The sequence below is a fragment of the Prescottella defluvii genome (assembly GCF_000738775.1).
GTDB lineage: Bacteria > Actinomycetota > Actinomycetes > Mycobacteriales > Mycobacteriaceae > Prescottella > Prescottella defluvii.
The window spans coordinates 23,903-43,434 of the sequence record NZ_JPOC01000010.1 but is presented as its reverse complement, the minus strand read 5'-3'; the positions used below and the strand labels follow the sequence as shown (position 1 = coordinate 43,434).

The window sequence follows — 19,532 nt, the reverse complement described above, 5'->3', positions numbered from 1 at the left end:
AGCCTGCGGAGTGACGGGTGCCGCCCACCACTCCGCAGCGTTCCGGTCGACGGTCAGCGGATGAAGGTCAGCTTCACCGGGGCGGACGCGTTGCCGTAGGCGTCCACCGCGACGACCTCGGCCTGGAACTCATTGCCCACCACAGCATCCGGGACGGGGATGTCCAGGGCGTTGGGACGCGGCACGACATCGAAGCGCGAGAGCACCTTGGACGAGACGACCTTCGTGCCGGCCGTGGTGTCGGTGACGTCGACGCGATAGTGGTGGACCATCTGATCATCACGGGCCTGTTCGATCCGCACCGCGGTCGCGCCGTCCGCACCGGTGATCACGGACAGTGGTGCAGCCGTGCCGAACTCCGGCGCGACGGTATTGCGTGCGGCCGACGTATAGCGGAAGTTGTCCTTGATCTCCCGACTCGTGGATCCCTTCAATTCCACGGTCCAGCCCGCACCGCTCAGGGTGCCCGCGCTCGAGTACGACGGCTGCCAGTTCGCGGACCACTGCCCGCCCGCGTAGATGTCGTGGTGGTCGGCGGCCATGTTGATCCGGCTGATCTCCGCACGGTCCTGGTAGACCTCGACGAACAGCGCCTGCGAGGTCGGCGACTCGAAGCGGTCGGCGAGTCCGGTCTCGGTGACCATCTGGTAGCCGCGGTCGAATTCGATGTACGACATCGAACCGTCGTTCACCGACGTGAAGTCACGCTGATGGATCGACCGGTCGTCGTTGTTGTTCAGATGCGAATGCCCGGAAACGTAGATCACCTGCGGGAACGCCTTCAAGTCCTCGGCCAGACGGGGATTGGATGCCTGCTGGCCGTCCATCGAGGTGCCGGTGGTAGGCCGATGCCCCTGCACCAGAATCGGTTTGCCGACATTCGCCGGATCGGCGGTGATCTCCCCCAGCCGGCCCTTCAGCCAGTCCCGCTGCGCGGTGTCACCGTTGTAGGTCTCCGTGTTCAACGTGAAGACATTCACGCCGTTGACATCTGATTCGTAGTATCCGCCACCGGAATCCGGGAACCACTCCCGCGGATAGCCGGCCCGGACGTCGTCGAGGTACGCGTCGTGATTGCCGTACGACATGAGCACCTGGGTGTCGGCCATGCCCTTGCGCTCGAGGTTCTCCTGGAAGATCCGCGAGACGATCTTGTGGTCCGGCCCCTTGCCGTTCCAGTTGTCGTTGATCATGTCGCCGTTGGACAGGATCGCGTCGGGCTTCGGGAAGATCGATCCGATCGTGTCGAAGAAGCTCTCGTACTTCGCGGTGTTGTTCTCGTAGTCGCCGACGTGGACGTCCGACATCACCACGATCTCGGCGATCGGCTTCTCCGCCGTCCTGATCAGGTATCCGAACGACACCGGGGCACTCGCACGGTCGCCACGGAACGCGACGGCGGTGACGTTGGTGTCCTGCGTGATCTTCAGCGGACGACCGGGCGCGTAGACCTGGCTGTCTCGGGTCGGGGTGGTGCCGTCGAGCGTGTAGCGGACGGTCGTTCCCCGTTCGGTTTCGAACTTCAGGGCGACGGAATGCTCGTAACGTCCGCCGGGAACGTTGACGCCGGGAGGGGACGGCGGTGCGTCGTTCGGTCCGGCGGTACTGCCCGATCCGGGGCCGAGGCTTCCGGTGCTGCCCCACGCGGGCTCCGCCTGAGCAATGCCCGGGGCGGCGAGCGCCGCGGTCACGGCGGCAATCACAAGAGTTTTGCGTCTCACGAGAGATTCCTTGTCTTCGGCGCGGTCACAGACCCGATCCATAATTGGTCTGGACCAATGAAGCTAGGCGGCCACGGACATCGGCAGGTGGGCCCCGACTGGCGGACCGGTGAAGAACACCTGAACATCACCCGCACCGCCGGCCCGGCCCCGCGAACACATCGGACGGGTTCGACGATTCGCCTGCCGCGACCGCCCCGAAACAGCTACCCTCCCACCGAATCAGCGAGGGCGCCGGGCCACTCGCACCCGAAGCCAGCCGCGAGGACCCATGGGATCGACTCGTTCTGCCCTCAACCGACTTCTCCTACTGATCCTGGCGCTGCTCGCACTGGCCGCGCCGGTCGTTGCCGCGCCACTCGCGAGCGCCGAGCCAACCACCGACACGACCCCGGCGATCCGACTCGAGGGTGCCAAGAACTTCCGCGACATCGGCGGATACGAGACCTCGGACGGCAGGCAGGTCCGCACCGGGCTGGTGTACCGCTCCAACAAGCTCAGTTCGCTCACCGACGCCGACCTCGACAAGCTCACCGCCGCGAACGTCACGCTCGACGTGGACCTGCGGAACAGGTGGGAGCGCAAGGACCACCCCGACCGCATCCCGGACGGTGTCCGCTACCAGGTGGCCGACGTCGTCTCCTTCGAACACGGGATCGCCTTCCACGAGTTCGTACCGCTCACGCTGGGCCGTGCACTGATCGACGCGGCGGTAAACGGCTCGTCCGACGTCGGGCAGTCCATCGGCTACCCGTTCATGGTCACCTACCGCGGCTCCGACGTCGCCTTCCGTGACCTGCTCACCGCGGTCGCCGACAACGCCGACGGCGCCACCGTCTACCACTGCAGCGCCGGCAAGGACCGCACCGGCTGGGGCACCGCAGTCCTGCTGACGTTGCTCGGCGTCCCCGAGGAGACGGTGTACGCGGACTTCCTCGCCAGCAACACCTACCTCGGACGCTCCGACGCCGTCGAGAAATCGTGGCTCGACGCATCCTTCGCTCAGGTGGACCGGCTGTACGGCAGCGTCGACAACTACGTGCGCGAGGGGCTGGGAGTCGAGCAGGACACCATCGACGCGCTGCGCACGAAGCTGCTCACCTGACCCGCGCCTTCCACCGGCCCACGTGTTAGCAAACCCTAACTCGGGTGGTGAGTGGCGCTGACCGGGGCAGTTCTCATAGAGTCGCAGTCAGGAACTACCTGCTCGTGAAGTAGCAGCAAGCCGGAAGGAACAAGATGGCCGCGAAGACGACCGCCGAGAACGATATCGCGGACGAGGACCTCGAGCCCGTAGCCGACGAGACCGCCCGGCAGGCCCAGCGCGTCGTCGCTGCGTATGCCACGGACGCCGACGAGTGCCGCATGTTGCTCTCGATGCTCGGCATCGGACCGATCGCAAAGCTCGACTGACGAACGACAACTGAGGAAAGAGTAGGAATCCGTGGCTGAGCCTTCGGGATTATCGACCAGTTCCGAGGGCGCTACGGGCGCCTCCTCCGCTGAGGCGGAGCGCGGAGGATCCGACTTCGTCGTCGTCGCCAACCGCCTCCCGGTCGATCTCGAGAAGCTGCCGGACGGCACCACGCGCTGGAAGCGCAGCCCCGGCGGACTCGTCACGGCCCTCGAGCCCATCCTGCGCAACAACAAGGGCGCCTGGGTGGGGTGGCCCGGCGTACCCGACGTCGAGCTCGAGCCGATCGTCGAGGACGGCCTCGATCTGTACCCCGTCCCGCTGAGCTCGCAGGAGGTCGCGGACTACTACGAGGGCTTCTCCAACGCCACCCTGTGGCCGCTGTACCACGATGTCATCGTCAAGCCGGAGTACCGGCGTGAATGGTGGAACGCATACGTGGAGGTGAACCGGCGCTTCGCCGAGGCGACCTCCGAAGCGGCCGCCGAAGGCGCCACCGTCTGGATCCAGGACTACCAGCTGCAGCTGGTGCCGAAGATGCTGCGGATGCTGCGCCCCGATCTCACCATCGGCTTCTTCCTGCACATCCCGTTCCCGCCGGTCGAGCTGTTCATGCAGATGCCGTGGCGACGCGAGATCGTCGAGGGGCTGCTCGGTGCCGACCTCATCGGGTTCCATCTGCCCGGCGGCGCACAGAACTTCATGTTCCTGGCGCGCCGACTCGCCGGCCAGCAGACCTCACGTGGCACCGTCGGGGTGCGCTCCAAGCTCGGTGTCGTCCAGGTCGGATTCCGCACCGTGCGGGTGGGCGCCTTCCCCATCTCCATCGACTCCGGCAAGCTCGACGAGTTGTCGCGCCTCAAGTCGATCCGCGACCGCGCCAAGCAGATTCGCAAGGAGCTCGGCAATCCGAAGCGCATCATGCTCGGCGTCGACCGCCTCGACTACACCAAGGGCATCGACGTCCGCCTCGACGCGCTGTACGAGCTGCTCAACGAGGGCCGGGTCGACCCCGCCGACACCGTCATGGTGCAGCTCGCCACGCCCAGCCGCGAGCGCGTCGAGAGCTACGTGCAGATGCGTGGGGCGATCGAGCAGACCGTCAGCCGCATCAACGGCGAGTACGCCGAGGTGGGTCGCCCGGTCGTCCACTACATCCACCGGCCCATCGGCCGCGACGAACTGGTCGCGTTCTTCGTCGCCGCCGACGTCATGCTCGTGACACCGCTCCGCGACGGCATGAACCTCGTCGCCAAGGAGTACGTCGCGTGCCGCAGCGACCTCGGTGGCGCCCTGCTGCTCAGCGAATTCACCGGCGCCGCAGCCGAACTCCGCCAGGCGTTCCTGTGCAACCCCCACGACCTCGACGACGTCAAGGACAAGATGGAGGAAGCGCTGAACCAGGACCGGGAGAGCGGACGACGCCACATGCGCGCCCTGCGCCGCCAGGTCCTCGCCCACGACGTCGACCGCTGGGCCCGCTCCTTCCTCGACGCCCTCGGCCGGCAGGGCATCGCCGGACCGGCGCTGCTGCCCGCCGACGGCGAGTACACCGAATAGCACTGTCACCGAACGACGATGGGCTCCCACGCAGCGCGTGGGAGCCCATCTACGTTTCCGGGACGTGCAACTCGATCAGATCGGCGTGAGCCAGTTGATCAGCCAGTCGTCGCCGTCCTTGACCATCTCGACCCGCACACGACTGCCGATACTGACGGCCTCGAGCGATTCGGAACTCGTGGTGATCTGGTTGAGGTAGAGCAGGGCCACCACACGGTCCGGATCGGCCTCGACGACGGACTTGGCCGACGACGTCACCTGCACGTCGATGGCCTTCTCCTCCGCACCCGGGGCGATCGTCTCATCGACCAGCTTGAGGTACTCGGTCTTGTAGCCGTCGGTGAGTCCGTCCGCAGCCGCGCGCAACTGGTCCCGAGCGGTGTTGTGGTTGTACGCAAGCATCGCGACGACCTTGCCGTCGACGACGTCGAGAACCTCGCTGCGTGCCCGCTCGGTTGCCTCCGTCTCACGCATTCCACCCGAGCCCCAATACAACCAACCGGCCACGCCCGCCAGTGCCACGATGGTGACCGCCACGACGATGGTGAGGATCTTCTGCAGTTGCGTCACATTGCTTTTCACGGCACGAACTCCACATTCGATGCGAGCAGCTTGCCGCCCTCGTCACAGATCACGACACGCAGACGGAACGACTTGTCCACCGGAGCCTCGTCGGCGTTCTTCTGATTGGCCTTCACCGCGACGAGCGAGGTCTTGCAGTTGCCGTCCTCGCTCTCCAGCCCTGCCTCGACAACCTCACCGGTCGTGCTGACATTGAGCTGCGCGACCACACCGGCGAAGTCGTCCAGCCGGGCATCCAGGTCGGCCCGCAACGGGCCGGTGGTCCCCTCGAAGAGCTTGTCGAGGTCTTCCTTGGCCGAGTCCGACCGCAGCGTACTGATGTTGATCGCCGTGGCGCGGGCGACGTCCACATACGTCGCCCGCTCGGCCGCCAGGTCGGAGGCATTCTTGCGATCGATCAGCAGAACGACGATCGCGGCGACGAGCGCAACGATCACGATGCCGGCCACCACGCCCAGTGCCGACTGCACCTTCGAAAGCTTCGCCGGCGGTTCGTCCGAGTACGAGTCCTTCGGCGAGCCGGACTCGACCGCCGCCGATGTCGTGTTCCCGACCCCTGCGGTTCCCCCTGCCACAGCCGAACGCACGTCAGGCGTCCGAACCGCCGTCTCCCGCACCGGCGCGGCGGACCCGGTCTTCGCCAACGTCACTTCGGAGTTCGGCGCCGTGGGCACCGGACTCGTCGTTGCCGGTGTGGTCATTTCCGAACTGGTCGGCTCGGCCCCGGAGGGGCCCGACGGACGCGAAGCACGCCGGCGGGGCTGCCGCCCGCCGAGTTCGCGTTCGGCAGCCTTGTCGATTGTCATCGCCCTTGCTGGCCCTTCATAAGATCCTCCAACGACGTACCCACGTTCCCACCGAGATTCGGCTGTGAGTAAGTCCTTCCGTCGGGGCCGATGTACGTGCCCGTCACCGGATCGTACCGACGCGCCGCCGTTGTGGCACCTGTCGTGACGGGGCCCGGCACCGGCTTGTCGGTCACGGCAGCGACCGGCTGCGGCGGACCCTGCCACGGATTGTTGCCATCGGGTACGTAACCGTCACGACACGCCTGCGGGGTGGGTCCGCGTCGGCCGGGGTACTCCATACACGGCAGGTTTCGCGCACCGCGGATCGCATTCGGATCGGACTGGTCGATCTTGCAGAACAGATCGCCGGGCGTTTCGACCAGCGTTTCGTCGGCCGGCGACCGCCACTGGTCGGCCGGCAGGAAGCCGGTGGTGCACGGCGGCGGGTCGTTGAGTTCCAGGTGGAAGTTCACGAGCGCGCCGTCGTCGAGCGGCCCCGAACCGGCCGCGGTAGCCAGAGCAGCGGTCAGCGGGGGGTACATCACGAGGATCTGTTCGATTCCCGCGTTGTAGATGACGCCCACCTCGCCCACACTGACGAGATTCGCCAACAGCAGCGGCAACGTCGGTTGAAGTTCCTGCAGAAGCGCGTTCGCTTCCTGCGCGGCTCCCGGCCCCTTCTGGATCACAGCCCGCAGATCCGGATCGCTGGTGCGGAGCTGGTTCGTGAACGTCACCAGATCCCGCGTCCACGAACGGATCGCGTCACTGCTCACCACCTGCGTATCCAGCAGTGGACCGGCCTGATCGATCAGCGTCTTCGTGGCGTCGACGTTCTTGTTCGCCTCTTCGACGAACAGCCGAGCCGAGTCGATCAGCCTCTGCAGCTCGGGCCCGGAACCGTTGAACGCCTTGAACGATTCGTCGATGACGGTCCGCAGACGCGTGTCCGAGATGCTGGCGAGCAGCACATCGGCCTGATCGAGCATCACACCGACGTCCTGCGGCACGGTGGTGCGGGTGACCGGGATGACGGCACCGGCCGCGAGGTGATCGCTGGAGTCGGTGTTCTCCGGCGGAACCAGGTCGACGAACTGCTCACCGACCGCCGACACGCTCCGGACGTCGGCGTTGACATCTGCCGGAATGTCGAAACCGGAGCCGACGTTGAGCACCGCCTCGACTCCCGCCTCCGAGAGCCTGACCTGCTCGACCTTGCCCACCGTGGTTCCGCGGTAGGTGACATTCGCGTTGCGGTACAGGCCGCCGGTCGAGGTCAGCTCGACCGTCACCTTGTATCGCCCGATGCCGGCCATGTCCTGCAAGCGCACGTACTGCGTGGCCATCACGACCAGACCGATCACGGTCAGGATCGAGAAGATCACCAACTGGACCTTGACGAACTTCGAGAGCATCATGGCGCCGGCTCCCCCAAAGGTAGACCTGGAATGTTGATCGGAGGTAAGCCTGGGATCTGGATCCCGCCAGCCCCAGCTGTATTCGGCTCGTCGGCGGGCTTCGCAGCCGGCGTCTGGAGCGGTGCCCGCAGCGGATCCTGAGCCTGGCCGGCAACGCCCGCGTCCTTCGCCAGGATGCCTTCGGGGCTGCTGAGACGTCCTCCCATCGGCGTGCCCGACAGGAAGTTCAGCTCCAGTCGAGGCACCGTCAGGTCGATCGTCATGCCGAGGTTCGCGTAGTCGCCGCGGATCACGTTGTTCAAACCGGCCTGGGGGAACGGGAAGGTCAACAGCACGCCGAGAACCTGGGTGAGGCTCTCGCCCGAGTTCGCCAGCGCCGTCAAGGTCGGGATGAGCGCGCGGACGTTCGTCGCGAAATCGTCGCCGCTCTCCTTGATCAGCCGGTCCGCGACATCGCTGAGCTGCCCGAGGGACACCATCGCGTTGGTGATGTCCTGCCGCTGATCGACGAGCACCTCGAGCGCCGGCGGGATCCCGTCCAACGCATTCGAGATGGTGTCGGTCTGCTTCGCGGCCGTGTCGGCGAGACGGTTGATTCCCTCCATCGCCGACACGATCTCGTTTCGCTGCCGGTCGAGGCTGCCGACGAGGGTGTCGAGCTGCGGCAACAGGTCTCGCACCGAGTCCTCACGGCCGTCCAACGCCTTGTTCAGTTCCGACGTGATGTCCTGCAGCTGCGCCAGCCCACCACCGTTGAGCACCACCGACAACGACGACAGGGTCTGTTCGGTCGTCGGGAAGACGCCCGCGCGATCGAGCGGAATCACGTCGCCGTCGGCAAGCCTGCCCGTCGGTGCCTCCCCGGCGGGGGGAGCCAACTCCAGGTGGGCCGAGCCGAGCAGGCTGGTCTGCCCGATCTTGGCGGTCGAGTTCGCCGGAAGATCGACGTCCCCGTTGAGCGACGCGGTGACCAGCGCGTGCCAGCCCTGGACCGCGATCTTCGAAACGCTGCCGACCGTCACGTCACCAACACGGACCGGCGAGTTCTCGGTCAGCGTAGTCACGTTCGGCATCTGGATCTCGACCTCGTAGGCCCCGTCGCCGCGCCCCTGCGTCCCGGGCAGCGACACCGAGTTGAGGCCCGACCACTCACATCCGGACAGGACGAGCGTCGCGGCGAGCAAGCTCGCCGTGAGGCCGACCCTGCGTGCGGTAGAGAACGTGGTCATCGTCCACCTCCCGGCTGCATCAGCCCCGTCAGATCCTTCGGCACAGTCGCCGTGGGCGCCGCATCGAGCGGGCTCTTGACGGCGGCGACAGGCGCACCGCCGGCCGCTGCCTGCTCGAGTCCGGGCTCCGTGAACTCGATGTCACCGGGCAGAGCGAACTCACCGATGGCCGGGTTCGTCATGATCGGCGGATAGTTCATCGTCATCGACTCGAGCACCGGCCCCAACTGCTGCTTGCACAGATCGGCGCTGCGTTCGGCTGTCGATGTCGCGGCGGCCTCGATGGAACCGCAGATCCAGTTCACCGGATTGCGGAAGTTGCTCAGTGCGATCGCGCCGGTCAGGCTCCCCTGCTTCGGCTTGTAGATCTGGTAGAAGTTCGCGATCGATGTCGGGCCCGCGTGCAGGACACGCTCGATCTCCGGACGCTTGTCCGCCAGAACCTGCGTCGCATCGGCGAGGCGCTGCACCGACTCCGAGAGCCCGTCACGGTTGTCCGCGACGAAGCGCTGCACGTCACCCACAGCGAGGTTGAGGTCGCCGAGCGCGGTCCCCAACTCGTCGGAACTGCTCGCGAGCAGGTCCGACACCGAAGCGAGCCGGCCACCGAACTGCACTATCTGCTGGTTGCTCGAGGACAGCGCAGACACGAACGTCTGCAGGTTCCGGATCGTCGAGAACAGGTCGGTGCGGCCCTCGGACAACGTGTGCATCGTGTCCGACAGCTGCCGCAGCGTCCGCCGCAATGCGTCGCCGTTCCCCTCGAGGTTCTCACCGGCCGTGTCGATGAAGCGCGCCAGCGAACCCTGTTCGTCGAGCCCTTCGGGCCCGAGTGCCGTCGAAAGCTTCGTAAGCTCCGTCTTGATCTCGTCCCACTCCACCGGAACGGCCGTGCGATCGAGCGAGATGGTGGCACCGTCGACCATCTGGTCACCACCACTGAACACGGGAGTCAGCTGGACGAAGCGCGCCGAGACAAGGTTCTGGGCGACGATCACGGCCTTCGCGTCCGCCGGGATGCGCACGTCGTTGTCGATGAGCATGGTCACCTCGGCATCGTTCTCGCCCGGCTTGATCTTCTCGATCGTTCCGACCTTGACGCCCAGTACGCGGACGTCGTCTCCCTCGTACAAACCGGTGGTGGAGACGAAGTGCGCGTACACGGTGTTCTTGCCGAGCCCCGGCAGCAGGAACACCGCCGCGCCGAGTCCCACTGCAGCCACGAGTGCGATCACCAGTCCGGGCACCAACCACTTGCGCCACTCCGGCCGCTTGGTTTCCGTGATGTCGATCGCCTCCGTCGGCGCCGCGGACTCCGCCGGCGCGTTCACGTCGTCGTCCTCGGCCGCAGTCGATTCCGAAGGGCCCGTCGAGTCGTAGATCATTCTCCCGGCCCCCTCGTGTACGGCTTGGTTTCAGGAACGATGTCCTGAAGGTCCTGCGGCAGCATGTCCGGTGCGAATCCGGCATCGAACGCGGTCTTCCACCACCGGCTCGGCAGGATGTTGGACACGTATGCCTTGAAGTAGGGGCCACTCGCGACGGTTTCGCCGAGAGCGCCGATGTACGGACCGAGACCGTCGAGAGCGTCCGCGATGTTCTGCTTGTTGCGTTGCAGCACGGCGACGGCCTGATTCAGGTTGTCCAGCGTCGGCCCCATCTGTGCTTGGTTCTCCTGAACCAGGCCGGACAACTGACGTGAGACGGCCGAGGTGTTGACGATCAGTTCGTTGATGGCGTCGCGCCGTCGCTCGAGCTCACCGAACAGCTCGTTGCCGTCGACGATCAGGGAGTTGATCTGATCGCTACGATCCGACAGGACCTTGGTTACGCCCTCTGCGCGCTTCAGCAGCTCGAGGAGGCTCTCGTCGCGCTCGTTGATGCTCTTCGAAAGGCGGGTGACGCCGTCGAGGGCAGCTCGCAGCTCCGGCGGGGTGTCCTGCAGCGCACCGGAAATCGCGTCGAGGGACTGGTCGACCAGTCCGGTATCGAGTTCGGAGATCGTCGAGCCGAGATCGCCGAGGGCGTCGGTGAGCGAGTACGGCGAGTTGGTGCGCTCGATCGGAATGGTGTCGCCGACGCGCAACGTCCCGGACCCTTCCGACGTCACGGCAAGAGACTTCTTGCCGAGCACCGTGTTGGTCTTGATATCGGCTCCGGTGGCATCACCGAGCGCAATGCCGTCCGAGACCGTGAAGGTCACGAGGACCTGCTGGTCGTCGAGTTCGACCTTGTCGACCTTGCCGACGTTCACACCGGCGACGGTCACATTGTCCCCGACCAGTAGGCCGCCGGCCTCGGCGAAGGCCGCCGAGTAGCGGACGCCGCCGGACAGGAACTGGAGTTGGTCGTACTGCAGCGTCGCCAGCACCACCGCGCTGCTGACCGCCACGCCGATGATGCCGATCCGCACCAGGTTTCGTTCGCGATGTGGGCTCATTCGACTTTCGCACACCTTCCCGAGGTCTGCTCCGCGCCGGGAAGGATGATCGTCGAACCGTCCGGGCCGGAGAACTTGAAGATGTTCGAGCAGAGGAAGAACTGGAAGAAGTCACCGTAGGAACCGACGCGGATGAGCTTCTTGTAGTCCGTCGGCAGCCGGGACAGGGACTTGTCGATGTCGTCCTGGCCGAGGACCAGCTGATTCGCAGTCCGGTTCGTCTGCTCGATCATTGCCTGGATGTCCGGGCGGGTGCCCTGCAACAGGCTTGCGAGCGAGCCTGTTGCGTCGGCGATCCGAGGAATCGCCTCACCGATCGGGCCGCGATCCTGCGCGAGCCCGCTCACGAGCTGCTGCAGCTGATCGACCGTGGTCGAGAACTGATCGCCCTTGTCGTTGATCGTGCCCAGAACCGTGTTCAGGTTCGTGATCACCTCACCGATCAGCTGGTCACGATCGGCAAGCGTGTTCGTGAAGGAACTGGTACTACCGAGCAACGACACGAGTGTTCCGCCCTGCCCCTGGAACACCTGCAGCAGCGCGGCCGACAGGTCGTTGACCTGCTCCGGGTCCAGCCCGCGCAGCAGCGGCTTGAAACCGCCGAGCAGCAGATCCAGATCGAGGGCCGGCGCAGTCTGCGCGAGCGGGATGGACCCACCGGCATCCAGCGGCTCCACCGAGCCTTGCCCCTCGAGCAGCTCGAGGTACCGGTCGCCCACGAGGTTCTCGTAGCGCACGGTCGCCTTGGTGCTCGCGAGCAACGTGTACTGCGTATCGACCGCAAACTTGATCGAGGCGTGGTTGTCGTCGTCGACACCGACCGACTTCACCGATCCCACCGGCACGCCGGCGATACGAACCTTGTCACCGGTCTTGAGGCCGGACGCATCGGTGAACGTGGCGTGGTAGCCCTCCGAACTGCTGAACCGGAACTGGCTGAACACGATTGCGAGGCCCGCGAAGATCAACGCCATCACCGTGGTGAAGATCAGGAGCTTGACTGTTGTGGCTCTCATGTCACTCGTCCGCCTCGGTGTAGCCGTCGAACAGGAACCGGAACAGCGTCGGCACCGAGAGCCTCGCCTGTTCACTCGGCACGTACGGCGTGGCCCCCGTGTTCGCGACGGCGAACGGTGCGTAGCCGTCCTTCTTGGGGTCGAAATCGGGGAGGCCGTAGCAGTTGGGGCCGCCGGAGGCCGCAACCTTGGGAAGTTCTCCCGGTGCCCTGTACGTCTCGGCGCCGAGCATGAAGTTCGTGCTGAGCATGATGGACGAGTACTTACCGGTACCGGTCATCGGCTCGAACTTGATCCGGGCCGCGTTCAGGCCGGTAATGAAGCAGGTGAGCACCGGCGAGTACTCCTGCAGCAAGGTCGTCGTGTGGGTGAGCGAGTCGAGCGCGGTCACCGCGTTGGCCTCGTTCTCCCGCAACACTGTGTTGCCCGTGTTCGCGAGCCCGGTGACGTTCATCAGCAGCAGGTCGAGATTCGCCTGCTCCTCGACGATCGATCCACTCGTGCCGGTCGCATTTTCGACAATCTTCAACAAGTCCTGCGCGGTGTCCGCGTAGATGTTCGAGACATCGGCGGTCGCCTCGATGTCGTACTCGACCTGCGGCAGAGTCGGATTCATCGTCTTCAGGTACTGGTCGCTCTGCTCGAGCAGGATCCCCAAGTCCTCGCCGCGGCCTCTCAGAGCTGAGGACAGTGCACCCAGCGTCGCGTTCAGCTTCTCGGGCTGTACCTGATCGAGGACCTCGGTGAGGTGCTGGAACAGGGTGTTGAACTCGACGGTCACGCTGTCGGCGCTGATCACGGTGCCGGGCTGCAGCGAGTTCGGCGACGGGTTCTCAGGAACGACGAAGTTGACGAACTTGGCGCCGAAGACCGTTGTCGAGTCGATCTCGACGGTGGCGTTCGCCGGGATCTTCGACATCATCGACGGGTCCATGTCGAGCTGGAGCTCTGCGCCGTCACCCGAATACGACACCGAGCCGACCTTGCCGACCTGCACGCCGCGCATCTTCACCTTGGCGTCGGGGTCCATCACGAGGCCCGAACGCGGAGCCGTCACCAGGACAGGCTCACTCTTCGTGAAACCACCGACGAACATCGTCAGTGCCACCACGATGATCGCGACGAGGCTCAGCACCATCACGGCCGCCGCGAGTTTCGTCTTCCACCTTGCTTCGGGCATCGTTTCTCCGCCTTATCCCGAAAGGTTGAAGTTGCCGGACTGGCCGTAGATCGCCAGCGAGATCAACAGGGTCACGGTCACGACCGCGATGAGCGAGGCACGAACCGCGTTGCCCACCGCGACACCGACGCCGACCGGGCCGCCGCTGGCGTTGAAGCCGTAGTAGGTGTGGATGAGCATGACGGCCAACGCCATGACGATTGCCTGCGCGAACGACCACAGAATGTCCGTGGGGTTCAGGAACGTCGAGAAATAGTGGTCGTAGACACCGGGCGACTGGTCGTAGAGAAACACCGTCGCGAATCGGCTGGCCACGAACGACGCGATCACCGCGAGCGAGTACAGCGGAACGATCGCGATCATGCCGGCCATCACGCGAGTCGACACCAGGTACGGAACCGACGGAATGGCCATCGATTCGAGCGCGTCGATCTCCTCGGAGACGCGCATCGCACCGAGCTGTGCAGTGGAGCCGGCGCCGATGGTGGCGGCCAGGCCGATACCCGCGATGACCGGTGCGGCGATGCGTACGTTGATGAACGCGGCGAAGAAGCCGGTGAGCGCCTCGACGCCGATGTTGCCGAGCGAGGCGAAGCCCTGGACGGCGATCACACCGCCCGTGAACAGTGTCAGGAAGCCGACGATGACGACGGTGCCACCGATGACGGCGAGCGCGCCGGTGCCCATGCTGATCTCGGCAACGAGGCGGATCACTTCCCTCCGGTAGTGCACGAGCGCACGCGGCGCCCACACGAGCGCGCGCCAGAAGAACAGTGCCTGCTCGCCGACGCTGTCCACCGAACGCGACGCTCTCGCGATCCGGCGCCGAGTGCGGACGAACCGCCCTGAAGCAACCAGAGCCATCTACTTCACCCCCCTGCCACTCATCCGGACGTCAGCTTGATGCCGACGGCGGTGACGAGAACGTTGACCACGAAGAGCGCCATGAACGAGAACACAACGGTCTGGTTGACGGCGTCGCCGACACTCTTGGCGCCACCGCGGACATTCATCCCCAGGTACGCCGCCATCAGCCCGGCGATCATGCCGAACAGGCCCGCCTTGAGCATCGAGATCATCAACTCGCCGAAACCGGTGAGGAGGGTGATGCCGTTGACGAAGGCGCCCGGATTGACGTCCTGCACGAACACCGAGAAGAGGAACCCGCCGAGGATACCGATGGTGCAGACCAGTCCGTTGAGCAGCAGCGCGACGATCGTGGACGCCAGCACCCGCGGCACCACCAACCGGTGGATCGGATTGATGCCGAGCACACGCATCGCGTCGATCTCTTCACGGATGGTGCGGGCCGCGAGGTCCGCGCAGATGGCGGTTGCGCCGGCACCGGCGACGATCAGCACGGTCACGATCGGACCGACCTGGGTGACTGCGCCCAGGGCCGCGCCCGCTCCGCTGAGGTCGGCAGCGCCGATCTCCCGCAGCAGGATGTTGATCGTGAAGCTCACCAGCACGGTGAACGGGATCGCGACAAGCACCGTCGGAATCATCGACACGCGGGCGACGAACCAAGCCTGGTCGATGAATTCCTGCCGCTGGAACGGACGGGAAAAGACGGCCTTGAGCGTGTCCGCCGACATTGCGAAGAACCCGCCGGCTGCCCTCAGGGGTACTTCGAGGAGGTCGACCACTCTTCCTCCTCACCGGTGCTCGTCATGGTTGTCCTCATCTGTGCCGGTCGCTCTCGCGACACAGCACCTTCCTCAGGGCGCCCGAACTGCGCAAACACCCTGTGATCCACGTCATATTAACTAGAACGTGTTCACCTGTCAAAGGTCCGCAATGTCCGACCCGCGGAACGGCGCTCACCGCGCCCACACTCCCCGACCTCACGCGGCCCCGGCCGCGCAACGACCCGCGCTCCCGATGCGCCCTCGAGCCACCGGCCGACACGCCCCCGAGAGTCCGGCCGGTTCCAATAAATAGCTCTGACCATTGCATTCGTCCAATACTGGACGGAGCTCCGGTGCATCGGACGACAGAGCGCGGAACCCTCGACGACAGTTGATGCACATTCACACTCCCCCACATCCCGAAGCATCCAGGGACACCCTCACGACGCCCTCGGCGGTGCCGCACCCCACCACTCAACTGGAACAGGTTCTAGACACCAGTACAGCGTTTTGCGGCGGCGCACCCCGTAGCGCCCCATCCCCCGACGCATGACCCCCGTCGCATGCGTCCGCACCATCTTCGTCCGCATTCGTCCAGCATGTATCGAAAATCCCGCAATCTCCCGTTACAGGGGAAATTGCGGGACCGGGTCGAATCGAGTGACTGCGATCAGCCGAGCGACTTCAGCGCCTCCGACGCCGAGAACATCCGCTCCGGATCGCGATCGTCGAAGTACGCGCCCATCTCGTCGGCGAGATCGGCGGGGGGCCACTGCGACGCCGCATCGAACCGCTGCTCCACGACCGGGGCTGCCATCAGCGCAACCATCGGGCCGTAGACGACGAACACCTGTCCGTTGACGTTGTCGGCCGCCGGCGACGCCAGGTACGACACGAGCGCGGCGACATGCTCGGGCGACAACGGATCGATCTCGCCCTCGGGCGCGTCACCGAAGACCGACTCCGTCATCGACGTCCGGGCGCGGGGGCAGATCGCGTTGGCGCGCACGCCGTACCGGGACAGACCACGAGCTGCAGACAACGTCAGGGCGGTGATACCGGCCTTCGCGGCGCCGTAGTTCGGCTGCCCGGCCGGGCCGAGCAGTCCGGCCTCGGACGACGTGTTGATCAGTCGGCCGTAGACGGGCGCACCGGCGGCCTTCGAGCGGTCACGCCAGTACGTAGCGGCGTTGCGCGACAGAAGGAAGTGCCCACGCAGGTGGACCTTCAGGACGAGGTCCCACTCCTCGTCGGACATGCCGAACAGCATGCGGTCGCGGACGATTCCCGCGTTGTTGACGACGATGTCGACGTCACCGAGCCCCTGCGCAGCGGCCATGAGCGCATCCGCGGTGGCCCGCTCGCCGACGTCACCGGCAACGAACTCGACTTTCCCACCGAGGGTACGAATTTCGTCGAGCGTGGACTCGACCGTGTCGTTGATACCGAGATCGTTGACGACGACCGACGCCCCGGACCGGGCCAGGCCGATCGCTTCGGCCCGGCCGAGGCCGGACCCCGAGCCGGTCACGATGGCGACCTTGCCCTCCAGGCTGACCTCGCGACTGTTGACTGCACTCATGAACGCGCTCCCGTACCCCTGACGTCGACCGGCCTCGCGCCGATCGGTGCCTCGTCGCTGCGGCTGCCGGCGACGCGGCCAATGTAGAACGCGTTCTACATTGGCCGCAAGGCTCGGTCTAGTGTTCGGTCAGCGCAGCGCGGGGGCACTGCGCGATCGCCGAGCGCACGTCCGCTTCCCGATCGGCCGGCGGCACGGAAGCCGAGATGATCAGCTCCTCGTTGTCGTCCAGATCGAAGATGTCGGGAGCAATTCCGACGCACACGCCGTTCGCCTCGCAGCGATCCCTGTCGACCCTGACCTCCATGACCATTCCTCATTTCACATTCGCTCGAAAGACTCGACGAAAGGCGCTGCACCGGGCTGCGGTCCAACGACTTCCGCCATAAGACTAGAACCCGTTCCACCGCTGTGCAATGATTCGGACAACCATCCTCGACGCGCCCACCGTACGGTCTGCATCGGTGACGGGAAGCCCGCTCTCACAGGCCTCGAACACGAGCAGCCGTGGCCGCGATCATTCCAGAAGCCCTTGTCGAATCCGGTGATTCCGCGCCGTCGATAGCCTGGAATGGAGAGACAAGTGGATATCACCTACACCGCAGAACAACAGAAGCTGCGGGAGGAATTGCGAAGCTACTTTGCGAAATTGATGACCCCGGAGCGTCGCGAGGCACTGGCGGCGACGACCGGCGAATACGGCGAGGGCAACGTCTACCGCGAGGTCGTCCAGCAGATGGGCCAAGACGGCTGGCTCACGCTGGGGTGGCCCAAGGAGTACGGCGGCCAGGAGCGTTCCGCAATGGATCAGCTCATCTTCACCGACGAGGCCGCGATCGCCGGCGCGCCCGTCCCCTTCCTGACCATCAACTCGGTCGCACCGACGATCATGCACTTCGGCACCCCCGAGCAGAAGGCGTTCTTCCTGCCCAAGATCTCGGCGGGCGAACTGCACTTCTCGATCGGCTACTCCGAACCCGGCGCCGGCACCGACCTCGCGTCGCTGCGCACGTCCGCGGTCAAGGACGGCGACGACTACATCATCAACGGTCAGAAGATGTGGACGAGCCTCATCCAGTACGCCGACTACGTCTGGCTGGCGTGCCGCACCGATCCGTCGGCCCGCAAGCACCGCGGAATCAGCATGCTGATCGTTCCGACCACCGCGGAGGGCTTCTCGTCCACCCCGGTCCACACGATGGCCGGCCCCGACACCAGCGCCACGTACTACCAGGACGTCCGGGTCCCCCAGAGTTCGCTGGTCGGCGAGGAGAACGGTGGCTGGAAGCTGGTCACCAACCAGCTCAACCACGAACGTGTCGCGCTCACGTCGGCGGGCCCGATCATGACGGCGCTGCAGGAAGTGCGCGAGTGGGCGCAGAACACCAAGCTGGCCGACGGCCGCCGGGTCATCGACCAGGAGTGGGTGCAGATCAATCTCGCCCGGGTGCACGCCAAGACCGAGTACCTCAAGCTGATGAACTGGGAAATCGCGTCGGCCACCGATCACGCGCCCGGGCCCGAGGCCGCCTCCGCGAACAAGGTGTTCGGCACCGAGTTCGCCACCGAGGCCTACCGGCTCCTGATGGAGATCCTCGGCCCGTCCGCCACCATCCGACAGAACTCACCGGGCGTCGTCCTCCGCGGACGTCTCGAGCGGATGCATCGCTCGGCCCTGATCCTCACCTTCGGCGGCGGCACCAACGAGGTCCAGCGCGACATCATCGCCATGACCGCCCTCGGCCAGCCTCCCGCCAAGCGATAAGCAAGGACCACACCATGGACTTCTCTCTCACCGAGGCCCAGCAGGACCTGGCAGGCCTCACCAGCGGCATCGTCTCCGACATCGTCACCAACGAGCGCCTACGCGAACTGGATTCCGCCGAGGACCGCTTCGACCGCAAGCTGTGGGACGCACTGGCGTCGTCCGGCGTGCTCGGCGCGGCTCTTCCCGAGTCGGTCGGTGGCGACGGCTTCGGCATTCTCGAGCAGTGCAGCATCCTCATCGAGCTCGGTCGCAGCGTCGCGCCGGTGCCGTACCTCTCGTCGATTGTGATGGGCGCGGGCGCGATCGCCGAGTTCGGCTCGGACGCACAGCGTTCCGAATGGGGTGCGCCGGCCGCCGCAGGATCGAAGATTGTCGCCGTCGCGCTCGCCGAGGAACTCAACGACAACCCCGCCGCACCGGTCACGCAGGCGACGCAGTCGGCGGGCGAGTGGACGCTGAGCGGCACCAAGATCCTGGTCGATGCGGCACCGGTCGCCGATCTGATCCTGGTTCCTGCCGCGACCGACGCCGGAACCGTGCTGTTCCTGGTCCGGCCGGGCGACGCCGGTGTCACGATCACGCGCCAGCAGACGACGGACTTCGGCTGCACCGGGATCGTCGAACTGTCCGACGTCCAGTTGGACGCCGAGCGCGTGCTCGGCACCGTCGAGCAGGGCGGCGAGATCGTCGAGTGGATCCTCGACCGCGGCGCGGTGGGCTCGAGCGCCTTCCAGTTCGGCGTCCTCGATCAGGGGCTGAAGATCACCGCGGACTACGCGCGTGAACGCGTCCAGTTCGATCGGCCCATCGGCAGCTTCCAGGCCGTGGCTCAGCGGCTCGCCGACGGATACATCGACGTCAAGGGCGTGCGGCTGACTTTGTGGCAGGCCGCTTTCCGACTCGCCTCCGGGTTCCCGATCGAGGGCGAGATCGAGACCGCCAAGTTCTGGGCCGCCGATGCCGGACATCGCGTCGCCCACTCCATCGTGCACATCCACGGTGGCGTCGGCCTCGACGAGGACCATCCCGCACATCGGTACTTCCTGGCCGCCAAGCGCCAGGAGTTCCTGCTCGGATCCGCGACCGACCAACTCCGGCGGCTCGGCGCGGAACTGGCCGCGACCCCCGCGTAAGCACCACGGGCGCAGTCGGTCCCGCACAGTGAAATCGGAAAACATGACGGGCGTCACAGTCGCCATGATG

18 protein-coding genes are annotated in these 19,532 nt (G+C 65.8%); 5 read left to right on the top strand and 13 right to left on the bottom strand.

Features of this window, described 5'->3' with window-relative positions:
• Positions 1-53 precede the first annotated feature (53 nt).
• Positions 54-1,721 carry a metallophosphoesterase gene (locus IJ15_RS0104710; RefSeq protein ID WP_197059744.1) on the bottom strand — a complete coding sequence of 556 codons (1,668 nt, stop codon included), beginning with the start codon at positions 1,719-1,721 and terminating at the stop codon, positions 54-56.
• Positions 1,722-1,992: 271 nt separating this feature from the next.
• Between IJ15_RS0104710 and IJ15_RS0104705 the strand changes: the two genes are divergently transcribed.
• The 3 genes from IJ15_RS0104705 (at position 1,993) to IJ15_RS0104695 (ending at position 4,695) form a co-directional block, all read left to right on the top strand.
• Positions 1,993-2,826 carry a tyrosine-protein phosphatase gene (locus IJ15_RS0104705; protein ID WP_031937194.1) on the top strand — a complete coding sequence of 278 codons (834 nt, stop codon included), beginning with the start codon at positions 1,993-1,995 and terminating at the stop codon, positions 2,824-2,826.
• A gap of 134 nt (positions 2,827-2,960) precedes the next feature.
• A complete protein-coding gene (locus IJ15_RS26345; RefSeq protein ID WP_197059743.1) occupies positions 2,961-3,134 on the top strand; it encodes a hypothetical protein in 174 nt (57 codons plus the stop codon).
• A 31-nt stretch (positions 3,135-3,165) separates the two neighbouring features.
• The gene (locus IJ15_RS0104695; RefSeq protein ID WP_031937193.1) at positions 3,166-4,695 is read left to right on the top strand and encodes an alpha,alpha-trehalose-phosphate synthase (UDP-forming); all 1,530 of its coding nucleotides are present in this window, start codon (positions 3,166-3,168) and stop codon (positions 4,693-4,695) included.
• 75 nt (positions 4,696-4,770) lie between these two features.
• Here IJ15_RS0104695 and IJ15_RS0104690 read toward each other — a convergent pair whose 3' ends face one another.
• The 12 genes from IJ15_RS0104690 to IJ15_RS0104635 all read right to left on the bottom strand — a co-directional run bounded on the left by IJ15_RS0104690 (position 4,771) and on the right by IJ15_RS0104635 (position 16,868).
• Positions 4,771-5,277, bottom strand: a complete 507-nt coding sequence (locus tag IJ15_RS0104690) for a hypothetical protein (protein ID WP_051918505.1) — start codon at positions 5,275-5,277, stop codon at positions 4,771-4,773.
• On the bottom strand, positions 5,274-5,978 hold the full coding sequence (locus IJ15_RS0104685) for a mammalian cell entry protein (protein ID WP_231569424.1): 705 nt from the start codon (positions 5,976-5,978) through the stop codon (positions 5,274-5,276). The genes IJ15_RS0104690 and IJ15_RS0104685 overlap by 4 nt, the downstream gene beginning before the upstream one ends.
• Before the next feature lie 101 nt (positions 5,979-6,079).
• On the bottom strand, positions 6,080-7,483 hold the full coding sequence (locus IJ15_RS0104680; protein WP_031937190.1) for an MCE family protein: 1,404 nt from the start codon (positions 7,481-7,483) through the stop codon (positions 6,080-6,082).
• Complete coding sequence (locus IJ15_RS0104675; RefSeq protein WP_031937189.1) at positions 7,480-8,712, bottom strand: MCE family protein; 1,233 nt, start codon at positions 8,710-8,712, stop codon at positions 7,480-7,482. Before IJ15_RS0104675 ends, IJ15_RS0104680 begins: the two co-directional genes overlap by 4 nt.
• Complete coding sequence (locus IJ15_RS0104670; protein ID WP_081880584.1) at positions 8,709-10,097, bottom strand: MCE family protein; 1,389 nt, start codon at positions 10,095-10,097, stop codon at positions 8,709-8,711. Before IJ15_RS0104670 ends, IJ15_RS0104675 begins: the two co-directional genes overlap by 4 nt.
• Positions 10,094-11,152 carry an MCE family protein gene (locus IJ15_RS0104665; RefSeq protein WP_031937187.1) on the bottom strand — a complete coding sequence of 353 codons (1,059 nt, stop codon included), beginning with the start codon at positions 11,150-11,152 and terminating at the stop codon, positions 10,094-10,096. Before IJ15_RS0104665 ends, IJ15_RS0104670 begins: the two co-directional genes overlap by 4 nt.
• Positions 11,149-12,168, bottom strand: coding sequence for an MCE family protein (locus IJ15_RS0104660; protein ID WP_031937186.1), 1,020 nt, complete (start codon positions 12,166-12,168; stop codon positions 11,149-11,151). The genes IJ15_RS0104665 and IJ15_RS0104660 overlap by 4 nt, the downstream gene beginning before the upstream one ends.
• A gap of 1 nt (position 12,169) precedes the next feature.
• Entirely contained in the window at positions 12,170-13,348 is a 1,179-nt protein-coding gene (locus tag IJ15_RS0104655; protein ID WP_031937185.1) for an MCE family protein, read from the bottom strand.
• A gap of 12 nt (positions 13,349-13,360) precedes the next feature.
• Entirely contained in the window at positions 13,361-14,212 is an 852-nt protein-coding gene (locus tag IJ15_RS0104650) for an MlaE family ABC transporter permease (RefSeq protein WP_031937184.1), read from the bottom strand.
• A 20-nt stretch (positions 14,213-14,232) separates the two neighbouring features.
• Entirely contained in the window at positions 14,233-14,997 is a 765-nt protein-coding gene (locus tag IJ15_RS0104645) for an MlaE family ABC transporter permease (RefSeq protein WP_031937183.1), read from the bottom strand.
• A gap of 652 nt (positions 14,998-15,649) precedes the next feature.
• Complete coding sequence (locus IJ15_RS0104640) at positions 15,650-16,561, bottom strand: 3-oxoacyl-ACP reductase (RefSeq protein ID WP_031937182.1); 912 nt, start codon at positions 16,559-16,561, stop codon at positions 15,650-15,652.
• Between the two features lie 118 nt (positions 16,562-16,679).
• Complete coding sequence (locus tag IJ15_RS0104635) at positions 16,680-16,868, bottom strand: ferredoxin (protein WP_031937181.1); 189 nt, start codon at positions 16,866-16,868, stop codon at positions 16,680-16,682.
• A gap of 276 nt (positions 16,869-17,144) precedes the next feature.
• On the opposite strand from IJ15_RS0104635, the gene IJ15_RS0104630 reads away from it, so the two are divergent.
• Both IJ15_RS0104630 and IJ15_RS0104625 read left to right on the top strand, forming a co-directional pair.
• Complete coding sequence (locus IJ15_RS0104630; RefSeq protein ID WP_031937180.1) at positions 17,145-18,326, top strand: acyl-CoA dehydrogenase family protein; 1,182 nt, start codon at positions 17,145-17,147, stop codon at positions 18,324-18,326.
• Positions 18,327-18,340: 14 nt separating this feature from the next.
• A complete protein-coding gene (locus tag IJ15_RS0104625; protein ID WP_031937179.1) occupies positions 18,341-19,462 on the top strand; it encodes an acyl-CoA dehydrogenase family protein in 1,122 nt (373 codons plus the stop codon).
• Positions 19,463-19,532 lie beyond the last annotated feature (70 nt).